General features: G+C 48.3%; 16 protein-coding genes. 10 read left to right on the forward strand and 6 right to left on the reverse strand.

Annotated elements, in window-relative coordinates; translation table 11 throughout:
* Nucleotides 1-98: 98 nt before the first annotated feature.
* On the forward strand, nucleotides 99-434 hold the full coding sequence (locus tag BZG75_RS02620) for a transposase (RefSeq protein ID WP_106407015.1): 336 nt from the start codon (nucleotides 99-101) through the stop codon (nucleotides 432-434).
* Nucleotides 386-1,273: an IS3 family transposase gene (locus BZG75_RS02625; protein ID WP_077576099.1), complete on the forward strand. Its 888-nt coding sequence runs from the start codon at nucleotides 386-388 to the stop codon at nucleotides 1,271-1,273. The genes BZG75_RS02620 and BZG75_RS02625 overlap by 49 nt, the downstream gene beginning before the upstream one ends.
* 127 nt (nucleotides 1,274-1,400) lie before the next feature.
* Here the strand turns inward: BZG75_RS02625 and BZG75_RS02630 are convergent, their stop codons facing one another.
* On the reverse strand, nucleotides 1,401-1,835 hold the full coding sequence (locus tag BZG75_RS02630) for a hypothetical protein (protein WP_077576101.1): 435 nt from the start codon (nucleotides 1,833-1,835) through the stop codon (nucleotides 1,401-1,403).
* A 196-nt stretch (nucleotides 1,836-2,031) separates the two neighbouring features.
* On the opposite strand from BZG75_RS02630, the gene BZG75_RS15180 reads away from it, so the two are divergent.
* Nucleotides 2,032-2,205: a DUF6435 family protein gene (locus tag BZG75_RS15180; protein ID WP_108742870.1), complete on the forward strand. Its 174-nt coding sequence runs from the start codon at nucleotides 2,032-2,034 to the stop codon at nucleotides 2,203-2,205.
* Here the strand turns inward: BZG75_RS15180 and BZG75_RS02635 are convergent.
* Nucleotides 2,202-4,013, reverse strand: a complete 1,812-nt coding sequence (locus tag BZG75_RS02635; RefSeq protein WP_077576102.1) for an ABC transporter transmembrane domain-containing protein — start codon at nucleotides 4,011-4,013, stop codon at nucleotides 2,202-2,204. The two genes, BZG75_RS15180 and BZG75_RS02635, sit on opposite strands and share 4 nt — an antisense overlap.
* Nucleotides 4,014-4,287: 274 nt before the next feature.
* On the opposite strand from BZG75_RS02635, the gene BZG75_RS02640 reads away from it, so the two are divergent.
* From BZG75_RS02640 to arfB, 4 genes are all read left to right on the forward strand, one after another.
* On the forward strand, nucleotides 4,288-4,770 hold the full coding sequence (locus BZG75_RS02640; RefSeq protein ID WP_021022964.1) for a DUF3015 domain-containing protein: 483 nt from the start codon (nucleotides 4,288-4,290) through the stop codon (nucleotides 4,768-4,770).
* 106 nt (nucleotides 4,771-4,876) lie between these two features.
* Nucleotides 4,877-6,799 (forward strand): Lnb N-terminal periplasmic domain-containing protein, encoded by a 1,923-nt coding sequence (locus tag BZG75_RS02645; protein ID WP_242413573.1) that lies wholly within the window; start codon nucleotides 4,877-4,879, stop codon nucleotides 6,797-6,799.
* A gap of 257 nt (nucleotides 6,800-7,056) precedes the next feature.
* Complete coding sequence (locus BZG75_RS02650; protein ID WP_077576103.1) at nucleotides 7,057-8,682, forward strand: methyl-accepting chemotaxis protein; 1,626 nt, start codon at nucleotides 7,057-7,059, stop codon at nucleotides 8,680-8,682.
* A 157-nt stretch (nucleotides 8,683-8,839) separates the two neighbouring features.
* Nucleotides 8,840-9,253, forward strand: coding sequence for an alternative ribosome rescue aminoacyl-tRNA hydrolase ArfB (gene arfB / locus BZG75_RS02655; protein WP_077576105.1), 414 nt, complete (start codon nucleotides 8,840-8,842; stop codon nucleotides 9,251-9,253).
* A 14-nt stretch (nucleotides 9,254-9,267) separates the two neighbouring features.
* On the opposite strand, the gene BZG75_RS02660 is transcribed toward arfB, so the two are convergent.
* Complete coding sequence (locus BZG75_RS02660; protein ID WP_077576107.1) at nucleotides 9,268-10,398, reverse strand: HlyD family secretion protein; 1,131 nt, start codon at nucleotides 10,396-10,398, stop codon at nucleotides 9,268-9,270.
* Nucleotides 10,398-10,781 carry a DUF3302 domain-containing protein gene (locus tag BZG75_RS02665; protein ID WP_077460905.1) on the reverse strand — a complete coding sequence of 128 codons (384 nt, stop codon included), beginning with the start codon at nucleotides 10,779-10,781 and terminating at the stop codon, nucleotides 10,398-10,400. The genes BZG75_RS02660 and BZG75_RS02665 overlap by 1 nt, the downstream gene beginning before the upstream one ends.
* Before the next feature lie 159 nt (nucleotides 10,782-10,940).
* On the opposite strand from BZG75_RS02665, the gene BZG75_RS02670 reads away from it, so the two are divergent.
* Nucleotides 10,941-11,942, forward strand: a complete 1,002-nt coding sequence (locus BZG75_RS02670; protein WP_077460904.1) for a substrate-binding domain-containing protein — start codon at nucleotides 10,941-10,943, stop codon at nucleotides 11,940-11,942.
* Between the two features lie 21 nt (nucleotides 11,943-11,963).
* On the opposite strand, the gene edd is transcribed toward BZG75_RS02670, so the two are convergent.
* Together edd and BZG75_RS02680 are read right to left on the reverse strand one after the other, a co-directional pair.
* A complete protein-coding gene (gene edd / locus BZG75_RS02675) occupies nucleotides 11,964-13,757 on the reverse strand; it encodes a phosphogluconate dehydratase (RefSeq protein ID WP_077576109.1) in 1,794 nt (597 codons plus the stop codon).
* Nucleotides 13,754-14,275 carry a gluconokinase gene (locus BZG75_RS02680; protein WP_077576110.1) on the reverse strand — a complete coding sequence of 174 codons (522 nt, stop codon included), beginning with the start codon at nucleotides 14,273-14,275 and terminating at the stop codon, nucleotides 13,754-13,756. Before BZG75_RS02680 ends, edd begins: the two co-directional genes overlap by 4 nt.
* Nucleotides 14,276-14,427: 152 nt before the next feature.
* Between BZG75_RS02680 and BZG75_RS02685 the strand changes: the two genes are divergently transcribed.
* Together BZG75_RS02685 and BZG75_RS02690 are read left to right on the forward strand one after the other, a co-directional pair.
* A complete protein-coding gene (locus BZG75_RS02685) occupies nucleotides 14,428-15,807 on the forward strand; it encodes a GntP family permease (RefSeq protein ID WP_077576111.1) in 1,380 nt (459 codons plus the stop codon).
* A gap of 9 nt (nucleotides 15,808-15,816) precedes the next feature.
* The gene (locus tag BZG75_RS02690; protein ID WP_077576113.1) at nucleotides 15,817-16,425 is read left to right on the forward strand and encodes a bifunctional 4-hydroxy-2-oxoglutarate aldolase/2-dehydro-3-deoxy-phosphogluconate aldolase; all 609 of its coding nucleotides are present in this window, start codon (nucleotides 15,817-15,819) and stop codon (nucleotides 16,423-16,425) included.
* Nucleotides 16,426-16,435 lie beyond the last annotated feature (10 nt).

Raw genomic sequence — 16,435 nt, forward strand, 5'->3', positions numbered from 1 at the left:
TGATCCGTTTTACTGGACACGCATCGACGACCTGAGGAGGTCAGTATGCCAGCTGATCCGTTTTACTGGACACGCATCGACGACCTGAGGAGGTCAGTATGCCAGCCTATAAAACGGGTAAAAAGACAGCGCAATATTCACTAGACTTCAAACTAAAAGCGGTTGAATGGAGCTATGAGACGCATCGAACAGTGAAGTCGGTTGCAGAGGCGCTTGATATCCATCCATTCATGCTATCGAAATGGCGTAAAGCGTATMGAGATGGAGAGTTTGGTATGGTCAAGTCCCTAAAAAATAAAGTGAAGCCAGACAAGGCGAAGGATGAGTTATCGGCGCTCAARCGACGGATCACGGAGCTTGAAGAGGAGAACGATATCTTAAAAAAGTGGCAACGCTTTCAAGCAGAACAAAGGCGCAAGCCTACCGATTCGTAAAGCAATATAGTGATGTTTACTCAGTAAAGAAGCTGTGTAGGCACCTTTCTGTGTCTCGTAGTGGCTATTATGATTKGCTAAGCCGCGGACAGTCAGGACACGCGCGCGCAGATAGTGAGCTAGGCGCAGAGATAGCGTTCATCTACCGTAAAAGCGAAGGCAGATATGGGAGTCCTAAAATCCATGCGGCGTTGAAGGCAAAAGGTCTCGCAGTGAGTCGTAAGCGTGTGGCCCGCTTGATGCGAGAAGCCGGTTTAAAKGCGAGAGTGGACCGTGTTTACCGTCGTCGGCAAAAGAGTCGGACGTTCTTTAAAGGACTCGTCAATCGACGCTTAGAAMAAGAAAAGGCGWGCMAAATCAATCAACAATGGACTGCGGATGTTACCTACATAAAAGTAGGAAACCGATGGGGCTACTTAGCGGTAGTGATTGATGTTTACTCAAAAAAGGTACTTAGCTGGGCGCTAAGCGACAGACTTGATTCAAAYTTGACGATGCTCACCATCGTCAAAGCACTCGCTAGCCGAAAGCCTAAACGGGGGCTGCTATTTCATACAGACAGAGGGCGCGAGTATTGTGCGGATAGGGTGCGACATTTACTGGCGGAACACGGTGTTGAGCAGAGCATGAATCGGCCAGGGAAATGCACGGATAATGCAGAAGTCGAGTCGTTCTTTAAATCGCTTAAGGGCGAGTTAATCAAAGATGCACCGATTGCTAACTTAACGCACTTACGAGAGAAGCTCAGAAAATATATTCAGTACTTTTATAATCGAACACGGTTACACAGTAGCATTGGCTATATGTCGCCGATAGCGTTTGAAAAACAATGTACTTAACGAAAGACGTGTCCGTTAAAGTGGATCAACATCAGGGGAAAGCATCTATCAGGCATAGATGGTGCTAGGAACACCATTTATGCCTTAATATAAAGGCAGGCTGATCTAGCTACGTAAGGAATAAAAGCTAAAAACTAAAAAACCGTGTATTTTTATCTCGCATTATTTGACTGATCTGTGGTGGCTTAGCCACTGAAATCCCGGCGCGCAATGCTGTTTTTCCTTTGTCGCTGTTAGGTAAAAATAATGCGCACACACTCACATTAGCACCGCCTTGTTTCAACTTCATCATTAGTTGTTCTGGGGTAACGTTTTTAGGCTTTAATGGCGCGTTTTCAGTACCTTTAAGCGCCAACTCACCGGCTTTACCACATAGCAACACATCAACATGCGTCCCTTGGGCTTGCATAGTGTTCGCTAATACCATAGCCATCCCTTGTGTTTGCAATTCGCCACTGTTGACCATGACCAACGCTTGTTCCACCGAATCCGTCGATGCATGAGCGGCGCCGGTGAGTAGCCCTAGTCCAAATAGGCTACCGATCATTTGTTTCTTGTTCATGATGCACTCCTTTTTATAATCCATCAAAATATTAGCATATTCTAATTATTGACATCATTTGAATCCAACATTGTGTTAACCCGCTAGAAAAAGCGTGATGCTGAATGCAATCAACTTACATACAACCAATAAATCGGTCATCTAAGTGGAAGTTGACGTCGTACTGACAGCAGTCATCTATCTAAAAGGATCCACTATGCTCTCGTTTCTAAAACCGAATCCGGTTAAAAAGCTAAAAAAGCAGTACGACGCCAAACAACAACAAGCCTTTGAAGCTCAACGCAATGGCGATATAAGAGGTTACTCACTACTCACCGAAGAAGCGGAAAAGATTGACCAACAGATTAAAGCCATGGAAAACAAGGCTTAGTGACTTGAAGAAGGGTTAAATTGCCGTTTTACCAAGCGCTGGTATAAAGGGCAGCGTGCCAACAACTCGGTGTGACTGCCCACATCTACCAACTTACCTTGATCCATCACCACAATACGATCAGCATGTTGAATGGTCGACAAGCGATGAGCAATAATCAAGGTCGTTCTATTGCGCATCAAGATGGCCAATCCTTGTTGTACTGCATGCTCACTTTCACTATCCAGCGCGCTGGTGGCTTCATCAAGTAATAGAATCCTTGGATCCTTAAGAATCGCGCGGGCAATAGCAATCCGCTGCCGTTGGCCGCCCGAAAGCCGCACGCCTCGCTCACCCAAAAAGCTGTAATAACCATCCGGTAATTGCTGAATAAAGGCATCAGCGTGCGCTTGAATGGCCGCCTCTTTCACCGCTTGCTCACTGGCGTCTGGCCTGCCGTAGCGGATGTTTCCTATCACATTATCGCTAAATAATGCCGGTTGCTGCGGCACCAATGCCATTTGTTGGCGCAAGGCTTGCGGGGACAAGCGGCGAATATCTTGTCCTCCCAGCGTAATCGCACCCGACTGCGGATCGTAGAAGCGTTGCAGTAACTCAAAGACCGTCGTTTTTCCGGCCCCCGATGGCCCCACTAATGCCACGACTTCACCAGGCTGAATAGCAAGGTTCAGCGTATCAATCGCCGGCTGATTGGGGCGCGTGGGATAATGAAAATGTACTGCTTCAAAGCCAATATCATTGCTCAGTGATTGGGCATCAACAATCGGTGAGGTAGCGGGAGTACGAATATGGCTTTGCACGTGTAAAAGCTCTACCAAGCGCTCCGTCGCGCCTGCCGCGCGTTGCAACTCCCCCAGCACTTCCGACAAGGTGGCCATGGAAGAGGCAACCATGATGGCGAAAAATACAAAGGCGCCCAAATCGCCTGCCGACATGCTGCCTTGAATCACATCTCGACCGCCAACCCACAACATGCCGGTGATGGCGCTAAATACAATCACGATCACCCCGGAAATAAGAATGGCTCTTTGTTTCACGCGCTCGCGTCCGATGAGATAGGCACGCTCCACCTCTTGCCCAAATGCAGCTTTGGCGTGATCTTCTACCGCGAAGCTTTGCACGGTTTTAATATTGGTGATGGCTTCACCGGCATAGCTGCCTACATCCGCCATCGAATCTTGGCTTTGCCGCGACAACACACGCACGCGACGGCCATAGATAAGTATGGGCACCAAAATAAAAGGCACGGAGGCCAGCACAATCAAGGTCAGTTTAATATTGGTGGCAAACAGCATGATGATAGCGCCCACACACAGTAACGCACTGCGCATCGCCATGGAAAAAGAGGAGCCGATGATGTTTTGCAGTAAGCTGGTATCTGTGGTGATCCGCGACATAATTTCGCCGCTGCCGTGGGTTTCAAAATAACTCGGATGCAGACCAATCACATGATCAAATACCGCTTGGCGAATATCGGCACTGACCCGTTCACCCACCGATGACACCAGATAGAAGCGGAAAAAGGTGCCGATCGCGATTAATACCGTGATCAGCAAAATAAACTGTACCGCATTGCCCAACTCAACCAGTGATTGCTGTGCAAAGCCTTGATCGATCAAAAGTCGAACGCCGTGTCCGACCGAGAGTGTTAATGATGCGGTAAAAACCAAAGCCAGCAATGCCGCGCTCACTCGCCAACGGTAAGGGCGGATAAACGCAATAAGCTCCCACAATATAGTCAGGTTTTTACTGTTGCGATTCACGGCAGATTGTTTCGATGAGGTATCCGTTGCGGTTTGATTTGCCATAAGTTCACTTAATGCTGTCCTTGCATGTTAGCGTTATTGCCTGACGAACATTCCTATTATGAATGCTTTGGCCACTATAAGCTGTTATCGCTCGCTATTTCTCTTTCTTTGAGCAGCTAATCCCACGTTTGCAAAGGTGTCGTTGAAATTATACAAAACAGTCAATATAATCATCACACCAAATTTTTAGGGTTTTCCTGCCTAATAATCTCACCTTTGAGAAGCTATTATGAGGTAAACTCTAGTTGCAACACTTTTAATCAAAAGGATTACCATGAAAAAATTTATCGCTATTGCTGCACTTGCTACCCTTCCACTCTCTGGCGCGGCATTGGCAGATTCAGATATCGGCTGTGGTCTCGGCACAATGGTATTTGATGGTCAACAAGGAAAGGTTTACAAAGTACTCGGCGCCACCACAAACGGCACCTCTGGTAACCAAACCTTTGGTATCACCTTTGGTACGCTAGGCTGTGATGGCACAGGCACCATTGATTCGCAGCAGAAGCTAGCCATGTTCATTGACGGAAACATGGATAACCTAGCGCGTGATATCGCACGTGGCGAAGGCGAAACCTTGGCAACGCTTTCTGAAGTTTGGGGCATCAAAGATGCAGACAAAGCAGCATTTAACGACGTTGCTAAGCAAAACTTTGCATCGATCGTAACCTCTGATCAAGTCACTTCACAAGAAGTACTGACCAACCTAAATACTGTTGTAGCGCAAAACGAGCAGCTTTCAACGTATAAAATTTAAGCGGTATAACGCTTGACGGTTATCCGCCAAACAGTGGCGGTTATTAAGTACGAAAGTGCCCTACTTGGGCACTTTCATGTTTCTGGACGTGAATCGTTGTACTGATATGAGACTTATTCATTCTCGCACCTCGCTATTTGTTCGTCTTAGTCTCATCATTCTTTCTCTCTTTAGCGCGCCGGCTTTTGCGAGTACGCCTGATTTTACCAACACGGCTACGCTTGCTAAGACCGCTACTGTTACGAAAAATAGTGACTTTGATATTCCCTCCTTGGCCAACCAAGCATACTGGCTAAAACTGGTTCACTATCTACCTAACACGTTATCAGGCTATGAAAGTACGGTTGATTCAGAAGATTTTTTCCTTGCCGCTAACGGAAAGACACACCCGCAACAAGAGCTAGCAGCGACAATTAATGCGCTTTACCATGCCGATGCCTCCGTTGCAAAAGCAGCAAGGTGTCAATATCCCGCGCGTTTTACATGGCTCGAGTCTAAAGCAGGACGCATTGCACAACTCGATTGCCGTGAACTTGAGCGTTGGCAAAAGGTGCTTGATCCAGACGGCATGACGCTGGTTTTTCCAACGGCATTTATGAACAATCCCTCATCAATGTTTGGCCATACGCTGTTGCGAATTGACGCACAAGATCAAACACGAAATAAAGAATTGGTGGCATTTGCAGTCAATTTTGCTGCCGAACCCAGCCAAGATGACAATGCCGCCATGTATGCCGCAAAGGGGCTGTTTGGCGCTTACCCGGGGCAATTTACTGTGATGCCTTATTATCGTAAGGTTCGCGAGTATAATGACATTGAGTCGCGAGATATTTGGGAATATCCCCTTAACTTGTCCGAGCAAGAGGTAAATCGTGTATTGCTGCATTTGTGGGAGATGCAAAGCGCGACCTTCGATTACTACTTTCTTGACGAAAACTGCTCATACCAACTGCTCGCATTGCTTCAGTTGGCTCGCGATGATTTAAGTTTGGTCGATGATTTCCCTTTTCAAGCGATCCCGTCAGATACAGTAAAAACGCTAGCCAGTAATGACTTGATTGAGACACCGAGTTTTCGTGCCTCGTTTGGCACTCGCCTATTAAATATGTCGCAACAAGCCTCTCCTGCGGTGTTTGAAGCCGCGAAAAAAGCGAAAAGTGGCCATTTCCCTGACCATCAACAATATACTGACGAGCAATTGGCCGCTATTTATGAATTTGCTTACGAGTGGCTCAATTTTGATTTTTATGATCAAGCACTTCCTAGAGATCCCTATGCGCAGCGCCTCACTAAATTACTCAGCATGCGCAGCCAAGTCAGTGCAGCCTCTCCGTTTGAGTCCGTAGCTAATATCAATGTATCGCCGGATAAAGGGCACGGCTCTACACGTATTGGTTTTGGAGCAAGAACCGCAAAAAACGGCCCAGATGCCCTCTCGCTTGAATGGCGCGCAGCATACCATGACTTAATGGATCCCCAAGATGGCTTTGTGCCCGGCGCACAAATCAGCTTTGTTGATGTCGCTATCAGCCACGATAAAAACGGTAATACGCAACTGGATAAGCTTTATCTGATCGATGCAATGACAATCGCGCCGAAAAAACGGGTTTTCTCTAGTCTATCGTGGAATATCCGTGCAGGCTTTGACCGTTTACCAGGCACCGAGAGACAAGATAGCCGTTGGTTTGCCCAAGGGGGCGTTGGTCAGTCGTGGGGAGAAAGTGACGGTTTACATGCCTACGCTTTGTGGTCAACAGCATTAACTCATGGCGATGCCAGCGATAACCAATTTAATCTAGCAACCGGCGTAGAATCAGGATTGCTATGGCAACTTGCTGATAACCATCGTCTCGGCGTGCAAGCACAGTATCTGCCGCTGCTTAATCGTTCCTCCCTGACACAATCACAAGTCGATATGACTTGGCACTGGCGCGTCACCGATGATTGGTCTATTCGCAGTAAAGCACGCTACCAGCACTGGGAGAACGAAGAGATCAGTGGTCACATTACTAGCTATTTTTACTTTTAAACACCTCAAATCGTATGCCGTCCTCTCGGACTGACAGCAAAGAAATAGCACGCATCCCCTAGAAAAAGCGGGTCTAATAGCACTCAAGATTAACGGCCCGCTTTCATAACAAGTTACTCCTCGGTTTTCCCTCAGCGTGTTTATATCCTTCTCTCATAATTAATAATATTTATATCATCTAAATCGTCTACGCTTAGCTTAATGTTGTTACAAAACACCTTTGCGCTAGTTCATAAGCGCGATAAACAGGAAAGTAGATGATGAGAGATCTTAGTGTTGTCAAAAAAATATGGCTCAGCTTTATCGCCGTTTTTATCGTTTTTGCTTCGGTTGCCGTTATCTTTATGATGGGTTTATCAACCTTAACTAAGGATATTAAACAACTGTCAGATAAAAGTTTACCTTCAGTAGAAATATTGAAAGGGATCCAGGTGGATGTCACCAAGGTTCGTAAAGATGAGTTTTCGTTACTCCCAAACAGTGATCACCCTCAATTACCACAATGGCTTGACACACTTGATCAATGGCGCGCCGATGTGCAAGCAGGCATTAAGGCTTATGAAGCCTTAGAGTTAACGTCGGAAGAGCGCCAGTTATTTACGACGTTTAAGAATACTTGGCGTCAGTATATTCAAGAAACACAGTCATACAACCGCTTACTCAAACGCGGAGATAGCGATGAAGCTAACCAGATCGTGTTAGCCAGTTTTGATACATACGTCAGTGCATTAGACGATCTGAATCAGGCTCTCAAACTGAATGATAAGCGAGTAAGTGAAATTATCGAAAACGCAAACCGAGAGGCTCATATCGCTCTAATCAACTCAGCAATTGGTACCTTGGTGATTGTGTTGGTCATCTTAGCGTCGACCCTGATACTCTCTCGCGCTATCTCTCGCCCAATCGGTAAAGCGCTCGCGTTTGCTTCGAGTATTGCCCAAGGTCAGCTCGACAACAAATTTGATGAAAAGGACTTGTCTAAAGATGAGCTTGGTACCCTACTCAAAGAATTGGTGACGATGCAAAACAATCTTCACGGATTGGTATCAGAAATTAACGATTCGACCATTCAGCTAACCGCCGCCGTTGAAGAGGTGAGTGCGATTTCATCTCAAAATGCGTCAGGTATGCAAAACCAGCAACAAGAGCTTGGATCGGTGGCGTCTGCCATGACAGAAATGCAAGCTGCCGTCAGTGAAGTGGCGCAGAATACCGAAGAAGGCGCAACATCAGCGCATTCGGCAGCAGAGATTGCGAAAAAAGGGAGTGGGTCATTAGCCGATGCGATTAGCATTATTGAACGCGTATCTGGATTGATGCAAGACTCAGAGACGTTAACAGAACAACTGAAATCTAGCTCAGAGGACATTAATGTCGTGGTTGATGTGATTCGTGGTATTGCTGAGCAAACTAACTTACTGGCTTTGAATGCGGCGATAGAAGCAGCCCGTGCCGGTGAGCAAGGCCGAGGGTTCGCCGTGGTAGCCGATGAGGTTCGCTCACTGGCACAGCGTACTCAAGAATCGACCGAGCAAATTGTTAATACCATCGAGACACTGCAAATAAACACGACTAAGGTCCGCGAATCCAGCCATGAATGCCAAACAGGCATTACGCAATGTGTAGAAACGGTCAGCAATACCGGCGAACAAATGCGAGAAATTGAAGTCTCTGTCGATGATATCGCGCAACGCAGTACCCAAATAGCGACCGCCTGCAGTGAGCAAAGCTCTGTCTCTAACGAGCTTAACCGCAGCGTTGAGAACATTAATAGCGCCTCAACGGAAATGGCCGAGGGGGCAACGCAAACAGCGATTGCCTGTGACCAAATCAGCAATCTTGCGCATAACTTAAAAACACGCATGGAAACATTTAAGCTTTAGTTTATGGCGTCATCCGGTTTATTAAGCTCGGTGCTGAAACCAGCGTAAAGCGCGTGCTTGATTCTGATTCAGCGAGTGACTCTGGCCTGCTGGTCGATTTGCGCCACAGGCCTAATGCTATGTACACTGCGCGCCTCTTGTTAATAATTGAGGCCGTATGCTGACTCTATCCAACAAAGTAGCGATTCCCGACAGTGAAATCGAGCTCACGGCCATCCGCGCCGCTGGGAAAGGCGGACAAAACGTCAATAAAGTGTCGAGTGCCATTCATTTGCGCTTTGATATTCAAGCCTCGTCACTGCCTGATGCCTACAAAGCACGCTTAATGACGCTGTCCGATTCACGCATCTCCAAAGACGGCGTCGTGGTGATAAAAGCGCAAAACTACCGCACCCAAGAGCTAAACCGAGAAGACGCGTTAGAACGCCTCGCTGCGCTAATTAAAAGCGCGATGGTGGAGCAGAAAAAACGCAAGCCAACTCGGCCAACCAAAGCGTCACAACGCCGCCGCGTAGAATCCAAAAAGCGTAAGAGCCAGACTAAGTCTTTACGCGGAAAAGTGGCGCCGTGACAAATCGCATTCGCTTAATGATCAATATAAAGATAGCTTTGCCAACTCTTCATACGAATCAGGATCTTTCTCATTATTGATACATGATGTACGCGATCCGAATAAACGGCAACTTCAAAACTCGCACCAAGTGGTAATTGATGAGCGATGGCGTCATCGTCAAGCTTGAGGGACACCAGTGCGCGTCCGTTTTCTTTAAACGCATCGGTACCGATTAAGCTCCCTTGTGCACGAAACTGACTCTCTGCGATCGCAGGTAGTACCTCAATCACTTCACCTTGGAATACCCTCCCCGGCATGGAAGGAAAAATAAATTCAGCCTCAAATCCAGGAGCTAAGCGCTGAAGTGAATTTTGCCTAAATGCGGCAGTAAATATTCTCTCTTCGTCATGGATAAACGTCATGACAGGCGACAAAGGAAACGGCACCGCCATCATTCCAGGACGTAATGACAATTGTGTCACAAATCCATCTGTTGGCGCCCTTGCCACCGTTTGCTCTAAATTAAACCGTGCTTTTCTGTACTCTGACAGTAAACGCGCAACAGTGGTGTTTTGACCTCCTATCTGTGAATTTAAAGCAAGGTTAGCTTGATTAAGCCGCGCCTCAGTCACATTGATGGCTTCTTCAGCGGATAAATAGGCTTGTCTTTTTGTATCAAGCTCCTGTTCAGTAAATGCACCTTTATTGAAGCCTTTTTGATAGCGCTCGTATTCTCGCTTTGCTTTGTCCCGCTCAGAAATGGCTCTTCGTCTTTCCGCTTCGGCCTCCAATACCGTGGATTCTAAGCCGAGTGCATCTTGACTCGCTTCTTTAATTTGCGCCTCTATTTTATCTACTTCCGCTTGGAACGGAGTCGGATCCAGTTTAAATAAGACGTCACCTTTTTCGAGATGTTGGTTGGCTTTTACGGGAACATCAATCACGCGACCACGCACCCCAGGGACAATCGGGGTTGTTGAGAACGCTTGCTTGCCGAGTTGTGTAAACGGATGGTTGTAATTCATTAATAACGTCATGGCCCCCACGATCACAATGCCACCCAAAATTGCCGTAGGTATACTCCATTTGTTCAAAGGAATTTTGAATATTTTAAAGATAGCGATGCAGATCGCCGTATAAGTCATGATAAGCAGTAGGTCCATTAGTCATTCTCCTGCTTTTCTTGGGTCATCGTTTGGTCGTTTTGTTGTTGCTGTTGCTTGAGGGATTCAACGTCACTTTTCAGCTGTTCGATTCGCTCGCTCAACTGTGTAACATGATGATTAATATCATGCTGCTCTTCTTTTAATGTCGTGAACCCCCAACCGCGATCCTCACGCCATAACGTTGCCCATATCCACAAAAAAGGCCATAGCGTATGAAGTGTAAACAAGCTTATCCAGCCCGCCACATGGATAGCATCTTGTTGGGGATGATTACGCCTTTTCGCAATTTCATAAGGAATGTCATGAATCGCAATCACGCCATAAAAAATAACTAAAACCACAAAAACCAACATCCCAAGAGCAATATAATCTAACGCCATAGAACACTCACTAAACAACGAATTAACAGTCATGTTATGGTTAAACGTAGCACATACATATTCGGTATAGGGCTTTATCGAGACTCAACAATTTTCACTTGCTTATCAGTGAACAGATTGCTCTAATGTTACATGTAACATTTTCGGCTAGTGCATGAGATGACAGAAAAAAGAAACCGGGCCACCTTACAAGATATTGCTGACCGCGTCGGGATGACCAAAATGACAGTCTCGCGCTATATGCGCAATCCGGAGTCAGTCGCCCCTGCGACACGCGACAAGATTGCGGCGGTGATTGAAGAATTGGGATACATACAAAATCGTGTGCCCGCGATGTTATCTAAATCATCGAGCAAAGCCATTGGAATTGTGCTTCCTTCATTATCTAACCAAGTCTTTGCTCATTTAGTCCAGGGCATTGAACGCGTGACTAAGGCACATGGCTACGACATTTTGATTACGCACGCCGGCTATAGCGAGCAGGCAGAGGAAGAGAAAATTGCCTCTTTGCTCTCTTATCAAGTGGATGGCTTAATCCTCACTGAAACTAACCACACCCCACGTACGTTACAAATGTTAAAAACCGCCGCCATTCCTGTGGTAGAAACCATGGAGCTTCCAGAAACGCCGATTGATATGGCAGTTGGGCTTGATCATGAGCAAGCCGCTTATGATGCAGTTCAAACGATGATCAACAAAGATAAAACGCAGATTGTGTATTTGGCGGCTCGTCTGGATACCCGCACTCAGCTGCGGCAAAAAGGGTACGAACGCGCGATGACACAGGCAGGACTCACTCCTCGCTGTGTTGCCACCGAGGAGCATTCTTCATTCAGCTTAGGCGAGACCTTACTTAACCAAACCTTGGCTCAGTATCCAGATTGTGACGGGCTGTTTTGTACCAATGATGACCTCGCCGTCGGTGCGTTACTTGCCTGTAAACAGCAGGACATTGAGGTACCTAAAACGCTTAGCATTGTCGGCTACAATGCGTTGGATATTGGCACTGTGGTCAGCCCAAGACTCACCAGTGTCGCGACGCCCCGAGAGTTAATCGGTGAGCGCAGCGCGACACTTTTGATTCAAGCATTAAGCGGTGAAACTATCACCGAAAAAGTGCATGCTATCCCACACACCATCACAGACGGTGGCAGCTTGTAACCATCACGGTTGACCGAGCGATCACGGAAATAGATACGTCGCTCCTTCATCGGCGCGAGACACCTGCTGACGCGCCGCAGCAAACAAATCACGTCCCCAGGTTGTAGCAGCTTGAGGCGTATTAGCTACATATCGTTGAGATAAGTCAGCATGGCAGGTCAATACGCCAGTATTCGCGTCCAATGTGATCAGATCGCCGTCTTGAATGGACGCCAACGCACCGCCATGCATGGCTTCCGGGCAGACATGCAAGGCCGCAGGGACTTTGCCTGACGCGCCGGATAACCGGCCATCTGTTACCAGTGCGACCTGATAACCCATTTTTTGCACATTGCCGAGAATAGGCATGAGTTTATGGAGCTCTGGCATCCCATTAGCAGCAGGGCCATTAAAACGCACCACCACAATCACATCTTGGTTGAGCTCACCGCGTTGATAGGCCTGCTCGACCTCGTGCTGACACTCAAACACCCGTGCGGGCGCACAAACTACGCGATGCGCGGGATCAACCGCTGAGACTTTGATCACCGCGTTACCCATATTGCCAGACAGCATGCGCAAACCACTAGTTGCACTGAAGTGTAAACCGGGCTGGGCAATGACCGCTGTGTCGGTTGATGGGGTGGCGGTTTCCCAAACAAGCTGCCCCTGATCTAATCGTGGTGTGGTCAGCTGGTCGCTAAATTGGCCGACGGCAGGCAAGGTATCGGCATGCAATAACCCTAGCGCATGTAAGTGAGCCATTAACGTCGGTACGCCTCCGGCCGCTTCAAAGGCATTAATATCGGCCGGCCCATTGGGGTAGACTCGAGTCAGCAAGGGCACTACACGAGAGAGCGCATCAATATCTTCCCACGTTAGGATAATCCCTGCTGCTCGCGCCATGGCCACCAAATGGATGGTATGGTTGGTGCTGCCGCCTGAAGCCAACAACGCGATCACACCATTCACCACGCTTTTTTCAGTCACCACATCGGCTAATGATCGGTAAGTTGCACTTCCGGCACACTGAGAAGCTAACGCTGTCGCTGCATAGCAAGTCAACGCTTGGCGCAGCGCTGAATCTGGTGGGACAAAAGCAGCGCCAGGTAAGATTAATCCCATCGCCTCGAGCACCAGTTGATTGGTATTGGCCGTGCCATAGAAGGTGCAGGTTCCCGGGCTGTGATAAGCCTGACATTCCATGGCGAGTAGCGCGTCTTTGCCTACTTCGCCTGCCGCATAGGCTTGACGCACCGCCACTTTTTGATCATTGCTGGTGCCCGTTGTCATTGGGCCGGAGGGAATAAATAAGGTAGGTAAATGGGCGTAGGCCAGCGCGCCCATCAATTGTCCCGGTGCAATTTTATCGCATACACCAAGCAATAATGTTGCGTCATACACATTGTGACTCAGCGATATCGCAGTCGCCTGTGCAATCACATCACGTGAAAACAACGACATTTCCATTCCCGGTTGGCCTTGGGTCACTCCATCACACATCGCAGGCACACAACCTGCCACTTGCGCGGTATGACCTAACGGCAGCAAAGCGGCTTTGATCTGATCAGGGTAGTCAGCATAGGGCGCGTGCGCGCTCAGCATATCGTTATAGGCGCTGATAATCGCCACATTGGCGGTGGTCATATCCAGCATGTGCTGTTTGTCTTGTTGGCACGACGCCGCCACCGCATGCGCCATGTTACCGCAAGACAGACTGGTACGCGCTTTCCCGGTATCGGCTTGCTGTTGAGTCCGATGCAAAAACGCGATGCGCGTCGGTTGGCTGCGCTGGCATAACGCCTCTGTCACTGCCATCAATGTCGGATGTGTCATTCGGCATCCTCCTTGTCTTTTAAAGCGTTCACTGCACGTGTCACCACAGTATCAATGTCTGCATCAATGCCGACTCGGACCACATCAGGCTCATCGTCACCCGGCACCTCCAACGTGGCAAACTGGCTATCCAGCATATGGGTTTTCATAAAATGCCCTTTGCGCGCTCGAAGCCTTGCGAGGATCAACGCATAATCTCCGTCCAAAAACAAAAAGGTAACGTTCTGATTGCCATCTCGGATCTGGTCTCGATAGCGGCGCTTTAAGGCTGAACACACAATCACGCCATATTCATGTTTATGCTCCAAACTAAAAGCGGCATCGCTAATCCGGCCCAGCCAGGGAGTTCGGTCATGATCATCAAGCGGCTTACCCGTCGCCATTTTTTCGATATTCGCACGCGGGTGTAAGTCGTCTCCATCAATAAACTTTGCCCCTAAGCGCTGTGCCAACTTTGCGCCAAGGGTGCTTTTCCCCGAGCCACTGACGCCCATCACAATCACACTGCCAATTGCCATACCCACTCCTTAGCGAGATTTTAACCAGATCTCATTTTTGATAACGCATTCAATAATTGTCTTTATCTTAGTGTGGTTACCGGTAACATGTTACCGGTAACGTTGAGATTTGTGAAGTTTAACACAAACATCCTGGTCGGAAGAGGTGAGCCATGGAACTACTCGCACAAAGCCCTGAATCCACTACTTTACTCTTGATAGCATTGGGCGCTATCGCGTTGTTATTACTACTGATAATGAAACTTAAGGTGCATGCGTTTGCATCACTCACATTGGTCAGCTTAATCACTGCTTTGGCCACGGGGATCCCTACCGATAAGGTAGTGCCGGCCATGATGACAGGGTTTGGCGGCACCCTGGCGTCGGTCGCCTTGCTCGTTGGGCTCGGCGCCATGATTGGTAAAATTCTCGAAGTCACCGGTGGCGCAAATGTATTGGCCGATACGCTGATCGACCGTTTTGGCGAAGCCCGTGCTCCGTTTGCACTGGGTATCGCTTCTCTACTATTTGGCTTTCCGATCTTCTTTGATGCGGGGCTGATTGTGATGATGCCCATTATGTTTAGTGTCGCGAAACGTTTAGGTGGCTCACCGATAAAGTATGCCCTACCCGTCGCGGGTGCATTTGCGGTTATGCATACCTTCGTTCCCCCGCACCCCGGCCCCGTTGCGGCCTCAGATTTACTCGGCGCAGATATGGGTCTGCTCTTGGTTGTTGGGCTACTGGTTTCGCTACCCACTTGGTACCTAGGCGGTTATTTATTTGGTTTGTATGCCGGCAAGAAATTCAATATTCCCCTTGCGAAGGCGTTTTTAAATACAGAAGTGATGTTTAAAAACAAAAAGGACCATCCCACCTTTTCTACGGTGCTGATGATCTTACTCCTACCTGTCATGCTAATTTTCCTCGACACAGGCTTAAACGCACTCAGTGTTGCAGGTATCGTTGACGGCGAAAACCCATGGGTTGGTTTTCTGCGTATGCTGGGTAAAACACCGGTTGCACTGCTCATCACGCTGTTAACTTGCTTGTTAGTCTTCGGCCAAAAGCTTGGCAAAAGTAAAATGGAGAAGCTGTGCTCCGACTCATTGGCACCGATTTGTGCGGTGATTTTGGTGACCGGTGCGGGCGGGATGTTTGGAGGCGTACTTCGTTCTAGCGGCATTGGTGAAGCACTCGCCAACATGCTGTCAGATACAGGGATGCCGATAATATTGGCCGCGTTTGTGATTGCTACCTGCTTGCGTGTCGCACAAGGCTCAGCCACCGTCGCACTCACAACCACAGCCGCGCTGATTGCGCCCACGGTGTCGCACACTGTCGGCTTATCTCAACTCGATTTATGCTTTATTGTCATCGCGATTGCCGGTGGAGCTACCGTTTTATCGCATTTCAACGACTCGGGTTTTTGGCTCGTATCACGTTTGCTCGAAATGGATGAAAAAACCACGCTAAAAACTTGGACTGTGATGGAAACCCTGCTCGGGACTATCGCGTTTGTTATCGTAGCGCTATTAAGCGTTTTACTATAAGGGAATCCCATGACTGAACTAAACCAACGTCTCAAGGCAATTCGCATTGTGCCGGTGATTGCGATTAATAATGCGGACGATGCCGTGCCGCTCGCTAAAACCTTGGTCGACAATGGCTTACCGTGCGCCGAAATCACCTTTCGTACCGACGCGGCTGCCAGTGCTATCCGCCAAATGCGCGATGCCTATCCCGAGCTACTGATTGGGGCCGGAACGGTACTGACGCCTGCACAAGTCGATGCTGCGATTGACGCTGGGGCGGATTTTATTGTTAGCCCTGGGCTTAATCCCACTACAGTAAAACATTGCCAACAACGTGGAATTGCCATCGTCCCTGGGATCAACAACCCGAGTTTGGTCGAGCAAGCCATGGAACTTGGTCTTGATACGTTGAAGTTTTTCCCCGCGGAAGCGTCGGGAGGCATTGCGATGTTAAAAGCGCTATCTGCGGTGTACCCGGTCAGCTTTATGCCAACCGGCGGCGTGAGTGAAGAAAACGTGAGCGATTATCTCGCGTTGCCCTCTGTACTGGCATGTGGCGGTACTTGGATGGTGCCCGCCAAGTTGATTGATGAGCAAAGGTGGGATGAGATCGCAGCACTGATTAAGGCGCTGTGATAGCTCTCGC

The sequence above is a fragment of the Salinivibrio sp. AR640 genome, from assembly GCF_001995405.1.
GTDB lineage: Bacteria > Pseudomonadota > Gammaproteobacteria > Enterobacterales > Vibrionaceae > Salinivibrio > Salinivibrio costicola.